The sequence below is a fragment of the Massilia sp. LMS1-1-1.1 genome (genome assembly GCF_040815535.1).
GTDB classification, from domain to species: domain Bacteria; phylum Pseudomonadota; class Gammaproteobacteria; order Burkholderiales; family Burkholderiaceae_D; genus Janthinobacterium; species Janthinobacterium aestuarii.
Genome location: NZ_JBFPNG010000001.1, coordinates 1,649,073 through 1,669,402, shown reverse-complemented (window position 1 = coordinate 1,669,402; position 20,330 = coordinate 1,649,073). Strand labels below are relative to the sequence as shown.

Annotated in this window: 10 protein-coding genes; 7 read left to right on the top strand and 3 right to left on the bottom strand. The window is 63.3% G+C overall.

All coding sequences use genetic code 11. The annotated features are described in order from the left end of the window. The first annotated feature begins 167 nt into the window (after positions 1-167). From kdsA to MRBLMS1_RS07590, 3 genes are all read left to right on the top strand, one after another. On the top strand, positions 168-1,013 hold the full coding sequence (kdsA, locus tag MRBLMS1_RS07600) for a 3-deoxy-8-phosphooctulonate synthase (protein ID WP_128142254.1): 846 nt from the start codon (positions 168-170) through the stop codon (positions 1,011-1,013). A gap of 210 nt (positions 1,014-1,223) precedes the next feature. Then, complete coding sequence (locus MRBLMS1_RS07595) at positions 1,224-5,726, top strand: beta strand repeat-containing protein (RefSeq protein ID WP_485878675.1); 4,503 nt, start codon at positions 1,224-1,226, stop codon at positions 5,724-5,726. Between the two features lie 6 nt (positions 5,727-5,732). Continuing rightward, positions 5,733-7,472 (top strand): ShlB/FhaC/HecB family hemolysin secretion/activation protein, encoded by a 1,740-nt coding sequence (locus MRBLMS1_RS07590; RefSeq protein WP_485878674.1) that lies wholly within the window; start codon positions 5,733-5,735, stop codon positions 7,470-7,472. An 83-nt stretch (positions 7,473-7,555) separates the two neighbouring features. On the opposite strand, the gene argA is transcribed toward MRBLMS1_RS07590, so the two are convergent. Beyond that, positions 7,556-8,866, bottom strand: coding sequence for an amino-acid N-acetyltransferase (gene argA, locus MRBLMS1_RS07585; RefSeq protein ID WP_046685875.1), 1,311 nt, complete (start codon positions 8,864-8,866; stop codon positions 7,556-7,558). A 56-nt stretch (positions 8,867-8,922) separates the two neighbouring features. Between argA and hrpA the strand changes: the two genes are divergently transcribed. After that, positions 8,923-13,131: an ATP-dependent RNA helicase HrpA gene (gene hrpA / locus MRBLMS1_RS07580; RefSeq protein ID WP_485878672.1), complete on the top strand. Its 4,209-nt coding sequence runs from the start codon at positions 8,923-8,925 to the stop codon at positions 13,129-13,131. Positions 13,132-13,325: 194 nt separating this feature from the next. Here the strand turns inward: hrpA and MRBLMS1_RS07575 are convergent, their stop codons facing one another. After that, entirely contained in the window at positions 13,326-13,928 is a 603-nt protein-coding gene (locus MRBLMS1_RS07575) for a PRC-barrel domain-containing protein (RefSeq protein ID WP_485878670.1), read from the bottom strand. Positions 13,929-14,163: 235 nt separating this feature from the next. On the opposite strand from MRBLMS1_RS07575, the gene MRBLMS1_RS07570 reads away from it, so the two are divergent. The 3 genes from MRBLMS1_RS07570 to MRBLMS1_RS07560 all read left to right on the top strand — a co-directional run bounded on the left by MRBLMS1_RS07570 (position 14,164) and on the right by MRBLMS1_RS07560 (position 19,003). Then, the gene (locus tag MRBLMS1_RS07570) at positions 14,164-15,363 is read left to right on the top strand and encodes an extracellular catalytic domain type 1 short-chain-length polyhydroxyalkanoate depolymerase (protein ID WP_485878668.1); all 1,200 of its coding nucleotides are present in this window, start codon (positions 14,164-14,166) and stop codon (positions 15,361-15,363) included. A 308-nt stretch (positions 15,364-15,671) separates the two neighbouring features. Further along, positions 15,672-16,886 carry an MFS transporter gene (locus tag MRBLMS1_RS07565; RefSeq protein WP_485878666.1) on the top strand — a complete coding sequence of 405 codons (1,215 nt, stop codon included), beginning with the start codon at positions 15,672-15,674 and terminating at the stop codon, positions 16,884-16,886. 83 nt (positions 16,887-16,969) lie between these two features. After that, positions 16,970-19,003, top strand: coding sequence for a GNAT family N-acetyltransferase (locus MRBLMS1_RS07560; protein ID WP_485878664.1), 2,034 nt, complete (start codon positions 16,970-16,972; stop codon positions 19,001-19,003). Positions 19,004-19,054: 51 nt separating this feature from the next. Here MRBLMS1_RS07560 and MRBLMS1_RS07555 read toward each other — a convergent pair whose 3' ends face one another. After that, a complete protein-coding gene (locus tag MRBLMS1_RS07555; RefSeq protein WP_485878662.1) occupies positions 19,055-20,320 on the bottom strand; it encodes a putative Na+/H+ antiporter in 1,266 nt (421 codons plus the stop codon). Between the last annotated feature and the right edge of the window lie 10 nt (positions 20,321-20,330).

Genomic DNA, 20,330 nt, shown 5'->3' with positions numbered 1-20,330 from the left:
CCTGCCCTCGCGGGGCCGTCGCGGCCTGGCGACACGCCGTTTGCCGCGCCCTTGCGCTGGATCAAATTTGATCTGCGCCGCCCCAGCTAGTAAGATGCCTTATCGCGCCAGCCGCTGGCAGCGCCTCTTCCAAGCAAGTAGTAACAATTAACCAATATGGAATCCCTATGACCTCAGTGAAAGTCCATGGCATCGACGTCAGCAATACCGGCAGCTTTGCGCTGTTTGGCGGCATCAACGTGCTCGAATCGCGCGATCTCGCCATGCGCGCCTGCGAAGAATATGTGCGCGTGACGCAAAAACTGGGCATTCCCTATGTGTTCAAGGCCAGCTTCGACAAGGCCAACCGTTCTTCGATCCATTCCTACCGGGGCCCGGGCCTGGAAGAAGGCATGCGCATCTTCCAGGACGTCAAGGCGGCGTTCGGCGTGCCCGTGATTACCGACGTGCATGAGCCATGGCAGGCGCAGCAGGTGGCCGAAGTGGTCGACGTGCTGCAACTGCCCGCCTTCCTCGCGCGCCAGACGGACCTCGTCGTGGCCCTGGCAAAAACAGGCAAAGTCATCAACATCAAGAAGCCGCAATTTTTGAGCCCTGGCCAGATGGCCAATATCGTCGAGAAATTCAAGGAAGCGGGCAACGATCAATTGATCCTGTGCGACCGCGGCACCTGCCTCGGCTACGACAACCTGGTGGTCGACATGCTGGGCTTTGGCGTCATGAAGAAGACGTGCGACGACTTGCCCATCATCTTCGACGTCACGCACGCGCTGCAGCAGCGCGACCCCGGTGGCGCCGCTTCGGGCGGCCGCCGCCAGCAAGTGGCGGACCTGGCCCGCGCCGGCCTGGCCGTCGGCATCGCCGGCCTGTTCCTGGAAGCCCATCCTGACCCGGACAATGCCCGCTGCGACGGCCCCAGCGCCTTGCCGCTGGACCAGCTGGAACCATTCCTGGCGCAATTGAAGGCGCTTGACGACCTGGTCAAATCGTTTGCGCCGCTGAATATCCGGTAGCGCCTTTTTTCAGGCTGTCAGTAAAAAAACACCACCTTTTCTTCGGGTGGTGTTTTTTTTTGGACTCGCGCAAATGTGTTGCTTTATTGCACATTGTGATAATTCCATAGAAACGACTTATTCATCCCGCCCTAGAATACTGGAGGTCCTGCTCGCGCTGAAAAAACGTTGGCAAGCACATCATGACGTCACGTCACTTCGGAGCATCACATGAATCGAATTCACCGTACAGTATGGAACCACCGCCGCAACGCGGTCATGGTCGTGGCAGAAAATGCCGGCAGCGGGGGCAAGCGCTCCGGCACCACGGGGGCGCTGCTGGCCAGCGTGTTGACTGGCGTGATGCTGGGAGGTGCGGCGCAGGCGGCAGACCTTGCCGCCACGGCCTTGCCCAGCGGCGCCGTGGTGACGGCCGGCCAGGCGCACATCGGACAAAGCGGTGCGGCGATGACCGTGACCCAAGCCACGGGCAAGGCGGCCATCGAGTGGACTAGTTTTTCGATCGGCAAGGATGCCAAGGTCAATTTCGTCCAACCGAATGCCGCCTCCGTCACGCTCAACAGGATCAAGGGCAATGAAGGCTCCGTGATCGACGGCGCGCTCAAAGCGAATGGCCAGGTGTTCATCCTGAATCCCAACGGCGTGCTGTTCGGCAAGGGTGCCAGGGTCGATACGGCGGGCCTGGTGGCCAGTACGCTCAATCTCGGCGATGCCGATTTCCTGGCCGGCAAGACCAGCTTCAGCGGCAAGGGTGGTGCCGTTACCAATCTGGGCAGCTTGAACGCCAACGATGGCGGGTACATCGCGCTGCTGGGAGCGCAAGTGCGCAATGAGGGCGTGATCAGCGCCAGGCTGGGCACGGTGGCGCTGGCGGCCGGCAACAAGGTCAGCCTGACTTTCGACGGCGGCGCGCTGGTCGGCGTGGCCATCGACGAGGCGGCGCTGGCCGCGCTGGTGGCCAATGGCAATGCCGTGCATGCCGATGGCGGCCTGGTGGTGCTGACGGCGAAAGGCGCCGACGGCTTGCTCAACACCGTTGTCAACAACACGGGCGAAGTGCGCGCGCGCACCATTCAGGAACAGGCCGGGCGGATTTTCCTGCTGGGCGAGGGCGGCGCCGTCGAGGTGGCCGGCAAGCTCGACGCCAGTGCGCCGCAGGGCGGCAATGGCGGCTTCATCGAAACTTCGGGACCCGTGCTGCGCGTGGCTGACGGCACGCGCGTCGACACCGGCGCGGCAGCGGGCCGCAGCGGTTCCTGGCTGATCGACCCCATCGATTTCACGATCGGCAGCGGCAGCGCCGCGCAAGGCGCGAGCGGCATCGGCGTCGATACCCTGCAAACGGCGCTGGCCGCCGGCAATGTCACGATCCAGACGCAAACGGGCGGCAGCGAGGCAGGCGATATCCATGTGAACGCGCCGTTGGCGTGGAACGCCAACCAACTGACCCTGGAAGCGCATGGCGACATCCATGTCAACGCCATCATGAGCGCCACCGGCAGCTCGACCCTGGACATGAAGACGGGCTACAACTTCAATCCCGGCAGCCCGACGTTTAACATCGCCAAGAATGTGCTGGTGGGTATCGATGACGCGGGCGTCTTCAAGGGCCGCATCGATTTCGACCGCGCCGGCACGGGGTTGCTGGCGATCAATGGCGTCGGCTACACCCTGATCAATGCGCTGGGCAACGCCGGCAGCACCACCAGCCTCGATTTGCAGGGCATCAATGGTGGCGGTAGCGGCCGCTATGCGCTGGCCAGCAATATCGACGCCAGTGCCACCAGCGGCTGGAACACCGGCGCCGGTTTTGTGCCGCTGTCTCTCTCCGGCACGTTCGACGGCCTCGGCCACACCGTCAGCGGCTTGCGCATCAACCAGCCGTCCGGCAGCTATGTCGGCCTGTTCGGCACCAACAACGGCACGGTGCGCAACGTGGCGATGTCGAATGCGGTGGTGTATGCCAACCAGGGTGTGGGGGCCTTGGCCGGACTGAGCATGGGCCGCGTCTACAACAGCTATGCCGCAGGCACCGTAACGGGGCCGGGCGGCTATGTGGGCGGTCTGATCGGCGCGATCTTCGATGGTACGGCCAGCCGCGTGCACTTCGATGGCACGGTCAATTCGCAGGGCAATAATGTCGGTGGCCTGACCGGGTACCTGGCTTACCAGATCACCGTGGTCAACAGTTATGCCAACGCCACGGTGACGAACACGGCCGGCGTCTGGACTGGCGGACTGGTCGGGCAAAACGATTACGGCTACATCGTCGACAGCCATGCCAGCGGCACCATCACAGGCAAGGGCGACACGGGGGGGCTGGCGGGCAACAACAACAGTGGCAGAATCACCGGCAGTTACTCCACCGCCAACGTGACCGGCACCACGAATACGGGTGGCCTGGTCGGCAACAACAATAACGGCAAGGTCAGCGGAAGTTACGCCAGCGGCGCCGTCACCGGCACGAGCACGGTCGGCGGCTTGATTGGCCTGAGCAGCGCCTCGGGCGGCGTTGCCACGCCGGACAATGAAATCAATACCAGCTATGCGAGCGGTGCAGTGACGGCTACCGGCGACAATGCGGGCGGCTTGATCGGCCGTAATTATGGCAACCACGTCGTCAATACCTACGCCCGGGGCGCCGTCTCTACCTCCGGCAACTACGTGGGCGGGCTGATCGGCAACAATCTGGGCACGGCCGACAAGAGTTATTCGACCGGTCCGGTGACTAGCCCGGGTGTGGGTGTAGGCGGCTTGATGGGTGTCAGCATCGGCGGCGTCAGCAACAGTTTCTGGGATACGCAGACCAGCGGGCAAAACAGCAGTGGCGACGGCACGGGCAAGACCACGGCGCAAATGCAAGACAGCAATTTGTTCACCACCAACAGCTGGGATTTCACCTTCCACAGCGGGGTATGGGGACGCAAGGCAACGCTCAATGACGGTTACCCCGTCTTGCGCACGTTTGGCTATACCGACCCGATCACCATCACGCTGAACGACCCGGCCCTGACGAGAAGCTATGGCGGCGCCAATCCGCTGTTGGCCGGCGGCTGGACGGTGAGTGGCTGCGACAACAACCTGGCGTGCGTGAGCGGCATCGACTGGAGCGCGGCCCTGCTGCCGACAACCTCCGTCGGTACGTTCAACTACGGCGCCGGCCTGTTCGCGCCGACCCTGGGCGCCGGCTATGGCAAGCTGAGCGACTATGACATCACCTACAGCACGGGCACCTTGTCGATCACGCCAGCCGTGCTGAGCATCGCCGGCATCGGCGCCGCCAACAAGACGTATGACCGCACGAACGTGGCCAGCATCAATGCCGGCACCCTGGTGGGCCTCGTGAATGGCGAAAACCTGTCGCTGTCGGCCAGCGGCTCCTTCGACAGCGCCAATGCCGGCGCCCGCACGGTGGCGGCTACCGTGCTGGTGGGTGACGGCAGCGGCGCCAACGCGGGCCAGGCCAGCAACTACATCCTGTCCACGCCGACCGTCAACTTGGCGGCGACCATCAGCGCGCTGGAAGTGCATCTTGCCAGCCTGGGCGGACGGGAATACGACGCAACCGACAAGCTCAACGCCAACTTGCTGCAGATTACGAATGTGCTCGCCGGCGACACCGTCAATCTGAGCGGCACGGGCACCCTGGCGTCGCGCAATGCGGGCACGCAGGCGCTGGCCGGCTATGCGGACCTGATGCTGGACAATGCCAATTACACGTTCGCGCCAGCCAGCCTCGGCACCAATGTACTGGTAACCCCGCGCGCGCTCAGCGTGAATGCAGCGAACGGCGCCACGCGCCGCTACGATGGCAGCGTGAATGCGGCTACCGGCCTGCTGAGCCTGGGCGGCGTACTGGCAGGCGATAGTGCCAGCCTCAGCGGCAGCGCCATCCTGGCAGGCAAGAACGTCGGCGCGCAAGCCATCAGCGGCCTGGGCACCTTGAGCCTGGACAATGCGAACTACACCTTGAACGGCGTGGTTCCTGCCGGCAGCGTGGCCATCACGGCCTTGCCCATCAACGTGGCGGCCGTCACGAATGCGAGCCGGGACTTTGACAGCACTGCCGATGCGGCCGCCGGCTTGCTGGAGTTGCGCGGCGTGCTGGCTGGCGACAGCGCAACCCTGGGCGGCAAGGCCACATTGTCTTCCAGGGACGCCGGTGACCGGAGTATCGTCGACGTGTCGGGTTTGACTTTGTCCAACAGTAACTACACGCTTGCCGGCGGCAGTGCCAGCGGCACCGTGAAGATTCTCCCGGTGACACCTGTCACACCTGTCACACCAGAAGTACCGGTAACCCCGGAAGCGCCCAAAGCGAACTTGGCCAATACCATCGCCGAAGTATCGCGCACCAGCGTTCCCGCCAAGCACGAGGTTCTGCGCGACGCCGGCCTGGCGCTGCAAAGCGACTTGATGCCGTTCGTTGCCGTGCCGCCCACCGTGAACAGCAGCGCCTTGCCGTCGGCCGCCACCTTTGGCGCGAATGCACCGCTGAGCTTGCTGTACAGCCCCGGCGCGGGCGAGATGAGCGAAGGCGTCACCCTGGCGCAGACCCAGCGCTTGCTGCAGGCATCGGGCGCCCAGGGCAATGGCGGATCGCAGCCATTGCGCTTGCCCGTCAGCCGCAATTCCTTGATGGAAATCGTCAATGGCGGCGTCAAGCTGCCCGATGGCGTGGACCAATTGTTGTTTGTCGTGAAGGCCCAATAAATGAGCATGCTTATCTGTAACGCCACCGTCTCCGCCGCCCGCAAGGCCGCATGCCAACGCACGGCCATGTCGCTGGCGCTGGGCCTGGCCCTGGGCGCCACCGCCACGGCGCAGGCGCAACAAGTACCCACCATCGGCGACGTCGTGCGCCAGAGCCAGCCGGTGACACCGCCGGTGACGCCGCCGCCATCCTTGCCAGCGCTGGGTGGCGTGCCGGCCGCGCCACCGCTGCAAGCCTTGTCCGGTGATGCCGCCGGCAAGGTCAAGGTGACGCAGTTTGTGCTGGAGGGCAACCGTGTCATCGACAGCGCCACCCTGCTGGCGCTGCTGCCGCCGGCACAGGGCCAGACGCTGACCCTGGCCCAGCTTGAAGAGCTGGCCACCCGCATCACGCGCCATTACCGTGCCAGCGGCTACTTTGTGGCACGCGCCTATATTCCGGCGCAGGAGCTGACCGATGGCAAGCTGGTCATTCGCGTAGTGGAAGGCCAATATGGCAAATTTATCCTCAGCAATACTTCGCGCGTGCAAGATAGTGTCGTGCAAGGTTTGCTCGATGAAGCCAAGCGGCGCGACATCGTGTCCCTCGATACCCTGGAACGGGCGATGTTGATCATCAATGACACGCCCGGCGTCAAGGTGGTGCAGGCCGACGTGATGCCTGGCGAACAGGTCGGCACTTCGGATTTCGCTATCCGCACGGAAGCCACGCCCGCATGGGGCGGCTATGTGTTGCTGGATAACTATGGTTCTACGTACACGGGCAAGCAGCGGCTGCGCTTCAATGCCGACTGGAATTCGCCCAGCGGCCGTGGCGACCGCCTGTCGGCCAGCGGCATGGTCACCCGCCACAGCGGCTTGCTGAATGGCCGCTTGGCGTATTCGACGTTGCTGGGTACGGATGGTACCCGTCTCGAAGGCGCGCTCAGCCGCACCACTTACGAGCTCAGCGATGTGTATGCCGCGCTTGACGCGTCGGGCACTTCGAATGGCGTGGACTTGATCCTCAGCAAACCGCTCAAGCGTACGCGCGACCATACGGTGGAAGCGAGCCTGGGCGTGGCCTACAAGGACTTGAAGGACGAAATCGGCGCCACCAACACCTCGGTGGGCAAGCAGTTGAGCAGCCTCAGCGCCAACATTGCGGACCGGCGCACGCACGCCTTCCTGGGCTTCGATGGCTTGACCCAGAGCAGCGCCAGCCTGACGGTAGGCCGTTTGCATTTCAAGGAAGCGGCCGCCGAAGCGCTGGATGCGGCCGGCGCCGATACGCAGGGTGGCTATGCCAAGCTGAATCTGGCGGCGTCGCGCATCAGCGTGCTGCCATCGCAATTCCTGCTGACCACCAGCGCCAAGGCGCAGGCGTCGCTGAACAATAAAAGCCTCGATGGCGTCGAGCGCATGAGCGTTTCCGGCGACGGCGGCGTGGCCGCGTATCCGATCGGCGAACTCAGCGGCGACCATGCGGCGCTGCTGCGTGCCGAACTGGCCCGGCCGCTGGTGACCGGCGGCGCGGCACAGCTGAGCGGCAGCGTGTTCACCGACTATGGCTGGGCCAAGTCCGTCGCCGCGCCGGCCGGCGTCGCCGCGTCGCGCAAGCTGGGCGATATCGGCGTGGGCCTGAGCGCCATGGCTGGCGGCTGGCTGCTGAACCTGCAACTGGTGCACCGCACGGTGGGCGGCGTGCCGACCAGCGAGTCGGCGTCGCGCACGCGTTTGCTGTTCCAGGCGGGCTGGGTCAGGTAAGCCGGCAGCTGCCGTGGTTTGCTGTTGTTTGCAACGCAAAAAGCCTGGCAATGCCAGGCTTTTTGCGTTTCCAGTGATGCCGGTTACAGGGTCTTGATCAGCACCTGCGACTTGCGCTGCCAGTTATACATATGCTGGCGATCCTTCGGCAAGTCGTCGACGGTAGCCGGCACGAAGCCGCGCTTCTTGAACCAGTGCGAGGTGCGCGTGGTCAGTACGAACAGTTTGTTCAGGCCGGCGGCGCGCGCGCGGTTTTCCATGTGTTTCAGGATGCGTTCGCCGTCGCCCTGGGCTTGCACTTCCGGGTTGACCGTCAAGCATGCCATTTCCGCCATTTTTTGTGCGGGGAACGGGTACAGGGCGGCGCAGCCGAAGATCACGCCATCATGCTCGATGACGGAGAAATAATCGATTTCGCGCTCGATCAGCTCGCGGCCCCGCTTCACCAAGGTGCCGTCCGCTTCCAGCGGTTCGATCAGTTTGATGATGCCGCCCACGTCTTCGATGGTGGCCTGGCGCAGGCTTTCCAGGTTTTCATGGCTGATCATGGTGCCCACGCCATCGTGGGTAAACAATTCCAGCAGGGCCGAACCGTCCATCGAGAACGGCACGATGTGCGAGCGCTCGACGCCGTTGTGGCAGGCCTTGACGCAATGTTTCAGGTAAAACGCCGTGGCGTCGGGCAGGAAGCCTGCCATCAGCACGGCTTCGGCCTGGTGCGACGACAGTTCGCGGATTTCCACGCCCGTCGCATCTTCCATCATTGGCGTTTCGGTAATGAAAATGAGTTTATCCGCGTGCAGGGCGATGGCGGCGCTGCAAGCCACGTCTTCCATGGTGAGGTTGAACGCTTCACCGGTGGGCGAGAAGCCCAGCGGCGAGAGCAGCACCAGGCCGTCCGAACCGAGGATGGAATGGATGGTTTCCGCGTCGACCTTGCGCGTGATGCCCGTCAGTTCCAGGTCCACGCCATCGATCACGCCCAGCGGGCGTGCCGTGATGAAGTTGCCTGAAATGATACGGATGGCCGCATGCGACATGGGCGTGTTCGGCAAGCCCTGGCTGAACGCGGCCTCGATATCGAGGCGCAGCTCGCCGGCGGCTTCCTTCGCGCATTCCAGCGCGGCGATGTCCGTGATGCGCACGCCATTGTGGAAGCGGCCTTCGACGTTACGCAAGGCCAGCTGTTCCGCCACCTGCGGCCGCGAGCCGTAGACGACGGTGACATTGATGTCCAGCGCATGCAGCAGGGACAAATCATGGGCCAGCACCTGCAGCGCCCCGGCGCTGACGAGTTCACCGGGGAAGGCGACCACGAAGGTCTTGCCGCGAAAGGCGTGGATGTAGGGCGCGACGGAGCGCAGCCATTGGACGAATTGGGTAGGGTTTTCCATTAAGCGCATTATAATTCGCTGCGCGATGTGCGCGCTTAAAATACCTGTAAAAAACAATGTCTTCAGCCAGCAATAAGTCTTCCCCTCCTTCCAACGTTGAAAATGTGCCCGCCAGCGGGGATGTTGCCGCGCCTGCGCAGGGCCGCCAGCGCCCGCCCGTGAGCCAGCAAAGGCAGCAGCCGCCGCGCGCGGAACAACAGAAACAGCAACAGCAGCAGCGGTCGGGAGAGGGCAAGCCTCAGGCCGCGCGTCCGCCGCGCGAGGGGCAGGAAAGCCGCGAAAGTCGTGACGCAGCCCGCGCCGCGCGCGAGGCGGAAAAGGCGCTCCGCAATCCGCTGCCTCCCATTACGTATCCGGAAGACTTGCCCGTCTCGGGCCGGCGCGAAGAAATCGCCAAGGCCTTGATGGACAACCAGGTGATCATCGTCTCGGGCGAGACGGGGTCCGGCAAGACGACCCAGTTGCCGAAGATTTGCCTGGAGCTGGGGCGTGGCCAAAAAGGCTTGATCGGCCACACGCAGCCGCGCCGTATCGCTGCTTCGTCGACGGCCAAGCGCATCGCCCAGGAACTGGGCACGCCGCTGGGCGAAACTGTCGGTTTCAAGGTGCGCTTTGCCGACACCTTGACGAAGGGCGCGTCCGTCAAGCTGATGACGGACGGTATCTTGCTGGCCGAGACGCAGACCGACCCGTTGTTGAAAAACTACGACACCATCATCATCGATGAAGCGCACGAACGCAGCCTGAACATCGATTTCCTGCTTGGTTACCTGAAGCAGCTGCTGCCGCGCCGGCCCGATCTGAAAATCATCATCACGTCGGCCACCATCGATGCGGAACGCTTTGCGCGGCATTTCGGCACGCCGGAAAAGCCGGCGCCCGTGATCGAAGTGTCGGGCCGCTTGTACCAGGTGGAAGTGCGCTACCGTCCCGTGGAGCGCGAGCAGGTCGCCATGCCCGGCGCCGCCAATCCCGACAAGCCGGGCCAGCGCACGGCTGCTGCGCGTGAAAAGCGCGACCTGATGGATGCCGTCGTCGATGGCGTGGAAGAGCTGTGCCGCATCGGCTCGGGCGACGTGCTGGTGTTCTTGCCGGGCGAGCGCGAAATCCGCGACTGCGCCGAAGCGCTGCGCAAGCACCATCCGCCGCACGTGGAGATTTTGCCCCTGTTCGCCCGCCTGTCGGCCGAGGAGCAGGAGCGCGTGTTTAAAACCAGCAATGCGCGCCGCATCGTGCTGGCCACCAACGTGGCGGAAACCTCGCTGACCGTGCCCGGCATCCGCTACGTGGTCGACGCGGGCCTGGCGCGCGTGAAACGCTACAGCTACCGCAATAAAGTCGAACAATTGCAGGTCGAGCCTATCGCCCAGTCGGCCGCCAACCAGCGCGCCGGACGTTGCGGCCGCGTTGCCGACGGCGTCTGCATTCGCCTGTACGAAGAGCAGGATTATCTGCTGCGCCCGAAATTCACGGAGCCGGAAATCCTGCGCTCCTCGCTGGCGGCCGTCATCCTGCGCATGAAGTCCTTGCACCTGACGGATGTGGAAACCTTCCCCTTCATCGAGCCGCCGCTGGCGCGCGCGATCGCCGACGGTTACCAGCTGCTGCAGGAACTGGGCGCCGTCGATGAGGTGAATAAACTCACGCCGCTGGGTAACAAGCTGGCCAAGCTGCCGCTCGATCCGCGCGTGGGCCGCATGATTTTGGCGGCGCTCGATAACGCGTGCCTGACGGAAGTGCTGATCGTTGCTTCGGCCCTGTCCGTGCAAGACCCGCGCGACCGCCCGATGGAACACCAGCAGGCGGCCGACGAGGCGCACAAGAAATTCGCCGATGAAAAGTCGGAATTCTTGAGCTACCTGAAAATCTGGCGCTGGTTCGAATCGGCCATCGAGCACAAGAAAACCAACCGCCAGCTGCAAGACAATTGCCGCACGAATTTCCTGTCACAGATGCGCTTGCGCGAATGGCGCGATGTGCATTCGCAACTGCTGACCATCGTCAAGGAGCAGGGCTGGCGATTGAACGAAGCGCCGGCCACCTACGACAATCTGCACATGGCCTTGCTGACCGGTTTGCTGGGCAATATCGGCTTCAAGGGCGAGGACGAGCCGGGCGCCGGATATCTGGGCGCGCGCGGCATCAAGTTCCATATCTGGCCCGGTTCCTCGCTGCTGAAAAAGCCGGGCAAGTGGATCATGGCGGCCGAGCTGGTCGACACGACGCGCCTGTACGCGCGCTGCGTGGCGCAGATCCAGCCCGAGTGGCTGGAAAAAGTCGGCGAACATCTGCTGAAGAAATCGTGGGGCGAGCCGCGCTGGGAAAAACGCTCGGCGCAAGTGACGGCGTCGGAACGCGCGACCCTGTACGGCCTGGTCGTGTACAGCCAGCGCCGCATCAATTACGGCAATTTCAATTTGCCGGAAGCGCGCGAAATCTTCATCCGCGACGCCCTGGTCGGCGGCGACTTCGATACACGCGCGCCGTTCTTTGCGCACAACCACAAGCTGATCAAGGACATCGAAAACCTCGAGCACAAGTCGCGCCGCCTGGACGTGCTGGTCGACGATGAACTGATCGCCGCCTTCTACGACAAGCTGCTGCCGGCGGACGTGTGCAATGGCGCCGGTTTCGAGAAGTGGCACAAGGAAGCCACGCGCGACAATCCGAAGCTGCTGTATTTGAATCGCGAAGAGCTGATGCGTCACGAGGCGGCCGGCGTGACGACGGACCTGTTTCCGAAAACCATGTCCGTGACGGGCCTGGAAATGGGCCTGACATACCACTTCGAGCCGGGCAGCGTGCGCGATGGCGTGACCTTGAGCGTGCCGCTGTATGCCTTGAACCAGTTGCCGCGCGAGCGCTGCGAATGGCTGGTGCCGGGCATGCTGAAGGAAAAGGTGCATCTGCTGCTCAAATCCCTGCCGCAAAAGCTGCGCCGCCACTGCGTGCCGCTGCCCGATTACGCGGCGAAATTCTGCGAGCGCGTGCATGAGGCGGGCGTGTTCGGCCGTGGCGACCTGATCGATGCCATTATTCTCGACATCCGCACGCAGATCACCATTAATGTTCTGACGACGGACTTCAAGCCGGAAACCCTGCCTGCCCATCACTTCATGAATTTCAAGGTGATCGACGAGCATGGCCGCCAGCTGGACATGGGCCGCAACCTGGCCACCTTGCAAGCGGAATTCGGCGGCCAGGCACGCCAGAGTTTCCAGAAACTGGCTGAAGTGTCGGGCGTTTCCGGCACGGGCACGCCCGGTGCCAAGGTGGCGGGCGCGCAAGTGGCGTCGCGTCTGCAGGCGCAGGCGCAGGGTGTCGCCGCCAATGCGGCGGCAGGCAAAGGCGGTGTGCCAGCCAAGGGCGCAGCCGCTGCTACCGCGCCAGCGTCCGGCAATGCCACCGTTTCGCAGCACATGGGCTTGACGGGCTGGACCTTCGGCGAATTGCCGGAGTTGCTCGAAATCGTGCAGGGCAAGCTGACCCTGATCGGCTTCCCCGCCCTGGTCGACAAGGGCACGCATTGCGACCTGGAAGTATTTGACGACCCGACCGTGGCCGCCCGCACGCACAAGATCGGTTTGCGCCGCCTGTTCGCGCTGCAAATGAAAGAGCAGATCAAGTACGTCGAGAAAAGCATCCCCGGTTTGCAGCAGATGGGCATGCAATTCATGGCCCTCGGTTCGCAGGAAGAGCTGCGCGAGCAAATCATCAACAAGGCGCTCGACATCGCCTGCTTGCAAGAGCCGCTGCCGCTGGACGCCGCTTCCTTCGCCAAGCGCCAGGCGGAGGGCAAGTCGCGCCTGGTCTTGCTGGTCAATGAAATCGCCCGTTTGCTGTCGCAAGTGCTGACGGAATTCCACGGCTTGCCCAAGCGCCTGCAGAATATTCCTGCAGCGGCCGCCACCGATATCCAGTCGCAGCTGCAAGGCCTCGTGCATAAACGCTTCCTGACGGAAAACGAGTACACGCAGCTCGCGCATTTCCCCCGCTATCTGAAGGCGATCAACGTACGCCTGGAAAAACTGCGCGCCGACCCCGCGCGCGACACCAAGCTCATGGCCGAATGGCAATCGGCCGCTGCGCCGTATCTGCGCCAGGCCAAGGACCGCCAGGCGGGCAAGAATACGGACCCGAAACTGGTCGACTTCCGCTGGATGCTGGAAGAGCTGCGCGTGTCGCTGTTTGCGCAGGAATTACGGACGCCGATGCCGGTTTCTGCCAAACGCCTGCAGAAGGTATGGGAGTCGATGCAGCGGTGATGGCGCCTCTATAAACCTACTGCGCAGCTCACTATCGCGTCGGCGTTGCTCACCGGCTCGGCGCCCCCGTACAGAGTACGGTTGCGCTACTCAACGCGATATTGAACTTGCTCGCTACGGTTTCTAGAGGCGCCTTGACGCTAACGATGGGCAGCAACATGCTCAGCTAATCCATCCTACCCGACCTACCCGACTCAAGTGCGCTTGTTGAGATCATCATCATCGCTGAGCGCTGAGCGCGAGCCCAGGTCGCCCAGGTCGCCTTGGCCGCTGCCCGTGCCGGCGCGGCTGCCGCTCATGGAGCTGCCGGTCAGGCTGCCTTCGCTGCCCGATTGCAGGCTGGCGCCGCTGCGCAGGTCGCTGCCGGATGGCATATGGCTGCCTGCCATGGCGCCGCTGCCGTAGCGCGTGCTGCTGCCATAGAACGCTTCCATCTGCTGGTTCCAGGCTTCGCTGCCCATGTCGGGCCAGTTGTTCTTGTCGAAGCCGGGAGCGTTTTTCAGCAAGTCTTTGTCGACGTTCAGCAGGAAGCGCTTGTTGACGGTGTCCAGGGTCAGGCGTTCCCAGGGCACGGCAAACAGCTTGTCGCCCATGCCCAGGACGCCGCCGAAGGACAGCACGGCGTAGGCGATCTGGCCCGTGCGCATGTCGAGCATGATTTCCTTGATGTCGCCCAGCTCCTCGTCTTCGTGATTGTAGACATCGTCCCCGATCAGGGTATCGGCCCCCATCAGGGCCGGCCCCGGGCCGTCGTGGTTACGGTACATGCCCAGGATGTCGCGGTCCAGATAGCTCATGGTATTTCTCCTATGAAGTGCTGATCGAACATCCAGATTAAGCATACGCACTATGTGGCGTTTGATCTGCCTCAATGGTGCCAGCGGCACTTTTATCGGTGTGCAAACGTACGGTGCTGTCAGCCAATTGCGGTACTCTATGCGTTCCAAGGAGGAGGCCGCACATGCTGATGACGCAACGATGCAGTGGGATGAACTTGCGGTACGCTCCACAACGACACGCACGCCGCGTGCCATGGTAAAGCCCGCCACCAAATGGCTGCGCGGGTTATTGCGCGCCGGTAAGGCGCAGCAGCGCACGGCGACGAAGCTGGCCAAGGTGCTGTTCGGCCCCGTGACAGCCAAGCCCAAGGCCAAACCCCGCAGCAAGCCCGTGGTCAAGACCAAGGCCAAAACAATCGCCAAACCGCGCGCCAGGCCCGCCAGCGACGCCGTACCCTCGCTGGCGCCCTTTGCCACGCCCCTGTCGCCACCGCGCGTGCGCAAGCGAACGGCGCCCCCGCCGGGCAAGTGGCTGGCCGCCCATTATGCGCCGCTGCCGGAACTGGGCCAGTTGCCGGGCCGGCGCCTGCCGTATTTCCTGTATTTGCCCGAGAAGGCGCCGAGTGTCGCCATGCGCAGCCGGGGCCGGCCGCTGCTGGTGATGCTGCATGGCTGCGAACAGAGCGCCACGCAGTTTGCCGAAGGCACGCGCATGAATCGCCTGGCCGAGCGCAAGGGCTACGCCGTGCTGTATCCGCAGCAATCGCTGCGCTCGCATGCGCGCCGCTGCTGGAAATGGTATGACAAGCTGACGCAGGAGGGCGGCGGCGACGTGCGCCTGATCGTCGGCGCCATCGAGCAGGTGGCGGCCCGCTATGCGATCGACCGCGCGCGCATCTATATCTGCGGCATTTCCGCCGGCGCCGGCATGGCGCATATCGTGGCCCTGAATCATCCCCATCTGTTCGCGGCGCTGGGCCTGCATTCCGGGCCCGTCTTTGGCGCCGGGCATAATCTCATCGGGGCGCTGGGCGTGATGCAGCATGGCGCTGCCGCCCGCGCCGACGCGGCCATCGATGAAGTACTGGCGCGCCAGCCCGCGTTTCCCCGCCTGCCCACCATCCTGCTGCAAGGGCTGGCCGACAAGGTGGTGCGGCCCATTAACCAGATGCAGCTGGTGCGCCAGAGCGTGCGCGTCAACCGCTTGCCGTTCGATACCGTGGTGACGGCGCAGCGCCTGCCTGGCGGCGCGGCGGGCGGGCGCAATCCGGCCCATGCGTATGCGCTGCACGATTATCAGGTGGGCAAGGATGTGCTGCTGCGCGTGGCACAGGTCGAGCACCTCGAGCATGCATGGAGCGGCGGCGACGCCAGCCTGCCGTTCAACGACAAGGCCAAGCCCGACGCCAGCAAGATGCTGCTCGATTTCTTCGCCAGCCACCGCCGCCGATAAGCGGGCGTGCCGCGCGCCGCAACGGTGCGCTGGCACTGGTACGCATCGTTCTCCCTTTCCACGCAGAGCCGCGGCCAGCGCGCCGGCACGCTGGCCGCGCCCTTTTCAGCGCAGATTTCCCATCCCGCAATACCATGGATTTCATTTGAGTGGTATTGCTGCGGTATTTAAAAATCACAAAAACAGGCGCTAAAAATGCTAACTGGTATACAATTGGTACACGTTTTCAGTGTGAAACCGTGTCCGCCGTCCCATGCCCCGACGGCTGATACGCACTGACGGCAGCCACCCACGTTACGGAACGCGCCATGTCCATCAAGTCGAAGCAGTTGCTGTGGTTTTTTGCGTTTTTCCTTGTCTTTGAGCTCAACATCTATCTGTCGAACGACATGATCATGCCGGCGATGCTGGGCATCGTCGAGGAGTTCCATGCGGAAAAAAAGTTCGTCCCCCTGTCCCTGAGCCTGTATTTGCTGGGCGGCAGCTCGCTGCAGATTTTCCTCGGGCCCCTGGCCGACACCATCGGCAAGCGCAAGCTGGTGTTGACCGGCAATACCTTGTTCCTGCTGGCCACCTTGGCCGTGCCATTGACCGCCTCGATCGAGCAATTTCTTGCCGTGCGTTTCATCCAGGGCATGGGCTGCTGCTTCATCTTCATCGGCTATGCCATGATCCATGAACTGTTCGACGACATGGCGGCCGTCAAGCTGAGCAGCATTCTGTCGAGCACCACCATCCTCGCGCCCCTGGCCGGCCCCATCCTCGGCAGCGCCATCATCAGCCGGCTGGACTGGCGCTACGTCTTTTTCCTCTCGGCGCTGCTGGCGCTGCTGTCCTTGCTGGGCCTGTGCAAGACCATGCCGCGCACGGCGCCCAAGGTCACGCGCCCGGACCTGGCCGCCATCATGCGCAGCTATGCCGCCATTTTCAGCAACGGCCGCTTCATGTTCGGCATGTTCACGGCCGGGCTGGCCACCGTGCCGCTGACGGCCTGGATCGGCTTTTCGCCCATCTTCGTGCTGCAGGAAATGGGCGCGTCCTACGCCACGTATATCGCCCTGCAATGCGTGATCTTGTCGGGCTTTGTCCTCAGCAGCATCGCCATCCAGCGCCTGCGCCAGGATTTCCCCCTCGTCTCCCTGCTGCGCATGGGCGGGCTGATCGCGGCCGCCGGCATGCTGGGCGCCGGCGCGGGCCGCGATCACGTCGACGTGTTTGCCGCCTGCATGTTTGTCTATTCCATCGGTTTCGGCCTGTTCAACGGCGCGCTGATCCGCAGCGCGATCACGGCCAGCAAGGAGGCGATGACCTTGACGACGGCCGCCATGAGCTTGCTGTACTGCATTTATCTGTCCGCCTGGCTGCAGTTGTACAACGTGCTGTGCCAGCGTTTCGGCTATGCGCTGGAAACGTATGCGCTGCTCAATATTCCCGTCATCGTGGCCATCACGGCCTGCCTGCTGCTGTTTACGCGGGGCATGGCGGGGCGCCGGGAAAGCGGGGTGCGGCTGGCCCGGCACTGATGGCGCAACGATGCGCCTGTTCTCGACCTTGTTTTACCTCCTGCGACGTTTATTGACACTCTCCTGCGGAAAATGGTGCGCCCATGAAAATAGATGACCTGGCCTCGAAACACGATCAAGCAAAGATTTTCAACCTCGAATACGAGTTCCGCATCAACCGGCTGAAACTCGATTACATCACCCTGGCCGATGTCCGGCCGGCCGGCAGCGACCTGGAGCAACTGGCCGTGGAACACCAAACGGGCATCGACGCCCTGCGCAGCTTCGTAGCCCTGAACTTCAATCATTTCAACGCGGCAAGCTGCTCCTCGCTCAGCTGCATCCCCACGCGCGCGCTCGGCGACGACGAGCGCTACCTGCACCGCATCTGGATGGGCGGACCGCTACCGGCCATCGCGTTTGACGCGATCGGGCAGTGGGGCGCGGCGCTGGAAGAAGTGCGGCGCAACGGCGGCGCGCCATACGTCTCCATCCTGTGGGTATGGGATGCGCAGCAGCTGCGCAATGACGAGCGCTTCAGCCCCACGGGCGGCGCCGGGCGCTACACGATAGGCCGCTACGCCATCGGCGGCACGACCCTGCACATCAACTCGCTGCGCGCGCTGGCGCTCGATTTCGCGCCGGCCCGCTTCGACACCCTCGACACCCTGCATACGCAGCGCTACTTCGCCACCTTGTCCGATTATTTCCGCATCCTCATCATGTGCGAATACGGCGGCATGTATATGGATGTCGATACGATCCCGCATAATCCGGCGACGATTTTCCTGATGAAGCCGGAAGTGCCCGATTATTTCCAGCGCAAGGATGGTGACGGCGAAGAGCGCCGGCATGTCAGCTGGATGAATCTGTTTCTCGATGAAACGGGCATGCTGATCGCCAAGAAGAACGATGCCGCACTGCGCGTGATCCAGCGCAATGTGAACCTTGCCTATGCGGGCATCGACGCGCAAGTTCCCCGTTCCTGCCCGCAATTCGAGGCGCGGCTGTTTGGCCAGTTCTATGCGGAATGGAAGAAAAACCTGGGCGTGACCGTGCTCAGCCATGCCGAGTTCTACCAGCGCTATTGCGTGCTGTATGACGGCGCGCGGGAAGCGGTGGTGGGCGGCATCCGCGGCATGCGCCTGCTGGACGATATCATTACCGACATGCACATTCCCTTGAGCGACGAGGAACGGCGCGCGTATGCGCGTTGCGTGGCGCGGCTCGACGAGATCGGCTGGCAGCTTGACGATCCTTTGATCCTGCCCGACATCGTCGACGTGTTCGATATCGAGGAAGTGCCGCGTATGGCCTATGCGGCCCAGCTGCGGGCCGACATCGACCATTTTCACTATTACTCGGTGCTGTCGGACGACCCGCAGCTCGACCGCGTGAATACCGTCTTTTGCCGCTACCTGCTGGCCCACCGTTCGCAGCATATTGCCGCCGGTGCGTTCTGGCGCCCGACCGTCGGCCGCCACGGCAGCCGCATGCCGGCCGTCAGCGATGCCGCCCCGCCAGGTGACGAGGCGCAGGCGGACCTGCTGTCGCATGCGCCGCTCACGCTGGTGCGGGGCGAACTGCTGGATGACGAGACGAAGAACCGCATGGCAAAGCTGCTGTTTGCCACCAGCTACCTCGAATACTGCTCGTTCGGTAATAAATTGAATCTGCAATTCGTCGAATTGCAGCGGCGGCAAAACATCGACCCGTATCTGGCGTACATCCACGGCCTGCATGACGAGGACGAGCGTTTCATCGGCTTTTTCACGGCCGCGACGATGGACGAGTTCCAGGCCTGCGGCGCCGTCTCCTATTACCGCGACGACATGAAGGCGCTCGACGATGCCTATGATGAATTCGTGCTCGCGCATGCGCGTGCCGACGACTGTTTCGTCAGCAGCCTGGCCATCGACGAGAAATACCGGGGCCAGGGTTTATTCAGGCAGATGTTCCATGAAATCCGCGACCTGGCCGGCCGCAAGGGCTGCGCGCGCATCACCCTGACGGTGTGGGAAAAGAGCGAAGCGCTGCAAGTGTATCTGCACAAGGGTTTTCGCAGCGTGGGCACGTTCGACTATGCCTACAGCCTGTTCTATGACCGGCTGCATTTCCTCGTGTATGAGGGTAACTGAGGAGGAAATTGAGGAAGCAGGGGGCGGCCGGCAGCCGCCCCGTGAGTAGCGTTACAAAGCGAGGAAGGCCAAGGCCGCCACGGCCGTCGGCAGCAGGGCGCCGGCCAGAAGGCCGACGGCGCCGATCGATTCATCCTTGAAGCCGCGGCGCAGCAGGGCCACGCCGGCCGGGTTCGGCGCATTGGCGATGACGGTCAGGCCGCCACCGGCCACGGCGCCGGCCATCAGCATGTATTTCGCTTCATCCGTCATGCCGACGATCAGCGAACCGAGGTAAGTGAGGGCCGCATTGTCGGTAATGGCCGTCAAGCCCAGGGCGCCGAAGAACAGGGCCAGCGGCTTCAGGCTCGAGACGATGGGTTGCAGCCACCATTGCTGCATGCCGCCCAGTACCACCAGGCCGCCGAGGAAGAAGCCGACCAGCAAGCCTTCCTTGAGGATCAGCGGGCTTTGGTAGCGCTCGTACGCCTGCACGAAGCCGAGGAAGAACAGGAACAGGCCGATGAACAGCACGGGATGGTGCGCCAGGGTCACCACGCCGGCCAGCACGATCATGTGCACGAGACTGACGGCCAGCGGCACTTTGGGCGCTTCCACTTCGCCGGCCTTCGGCTTGATGTCGGAAGTATTGCTGTGCAGGTATTTGCGCAGCAATATGCTCACGCCCGTGGCGTTGATCAGCACGGCGATGGCGGCCTTCCAGCCGAAGTGGCTGGCCATGTAGGCGCTATCCCAGTTCCACGTGGTAGCCACCATCAGCACGGGCGGCGCCGCGTACGAAGTCAGGGTGCCGCCGATGGAAACGTTGACGAAGAGCACGCCCAACGCGCCATATTTCAGCCATTCAGGGATGCCCGGGCGGAAGATTTGCGGCGCCAGCATCAGCGCGGCCAGAGTCATGGCGGCCGGTTCCGTAATCAGGGAGCCCGTCAGTGGCACGAGCGCCAGGCCCAGCCAGACGAGGGCCAGTTCCGTGCGCAGCGGCATCACGCGCGCCACGCTTTTCAACAGGCGCTGCACGGCGTCGAGCACGGGGCGCGAGGCGGCCACGACCATGACGACAAAGACGAACAGGGGCTCCGTGTAATGGCGCGACTCGGCATACTCGATGGCCGCATCGCTGCCCGAGACAAAGGCCATGATGAGGATCAGGATGAAGGCCCAGAAGCCGAACACGACTTCGACTTCGCCCAGCAAGTGCAGCAAGCCCGCATGGCGGGGATGGCGCCGCGACAAGGTTTCAAACGACTTGGCGGCAAAGGTGTGGATGAGCGCAAGGCCGAAGACGATGGCGCTGATGATTTGGATGGTGGTCAAATGCGTTTCC

Excerpts from the sequence above, each read along its gene's own strand:
- kdsA (WP_128142254.1), top strand. The coding sequence starts at position 168 with ATGACCTCAGTGAAAGTCCATGGCATCGACGTCAGCAATACCGGCAGC.
- MRBLMS1_RS07595 (WP_485878675.1), top strand. The coding sequence starts at position 1,224 with ATGAATCGAATTCACCGTACAGTATGGAACCACCGCCGCAACGCGGTC.
- MRBLMS1_RS07590 (WP_485878674.1), top strand. The coding sequence starts at position 5,733 with ATGCTTATCTGTAACGCCACCGTCTCCGCCGCCCGCAAGGCCGCATGC.
- argA (WP_046685875.1), bottom strand. The coding sequence starts at position 8,866 with ATGGAAAACCCTACCCAATTCGTCCAATGGCTGCGCTCCGTCGCGCCC.
- hrpA (WP_485878672.1), top strand. The coding sequence starts at position 8,923 with ATGTCTTCAGCCAGCAATAAGTCTTCCCCTCCTTCCAACGTTGAAAAT.
- MRBLMS1_RS07575 (WP_485878670.1), bottom strand. The coding sequence starts at position 13,928 with ATGAGCTATCTGGACCGCGACATCCTGGGCATGTACCGTAACCACGAC.
- MRBLMS1_RS07570 (WP_485878668.1), top strand. The coding sequence starts at position 14,164 with ATGGTAAAGCCCGCCACCAAATGGCTGCGCGGGTTATTGCGCGCCGGT.
- MRBLMS1_RS07565 (WP_485878666.1), top strand. The coding sequence starts at position 15,672 with ATGTCCATCAAGTCGAAGCAGTTGCTGTGGTTTTTTGCGTTTTTCCTT.
- MRBLMS1_RS07560 (WP_485878664.1), top strand. The coding sequence starts at position 16,970 with ATGAAAATAGATGACCTGGCCTCGAAACACGATCAAGCAAAGATTTTC.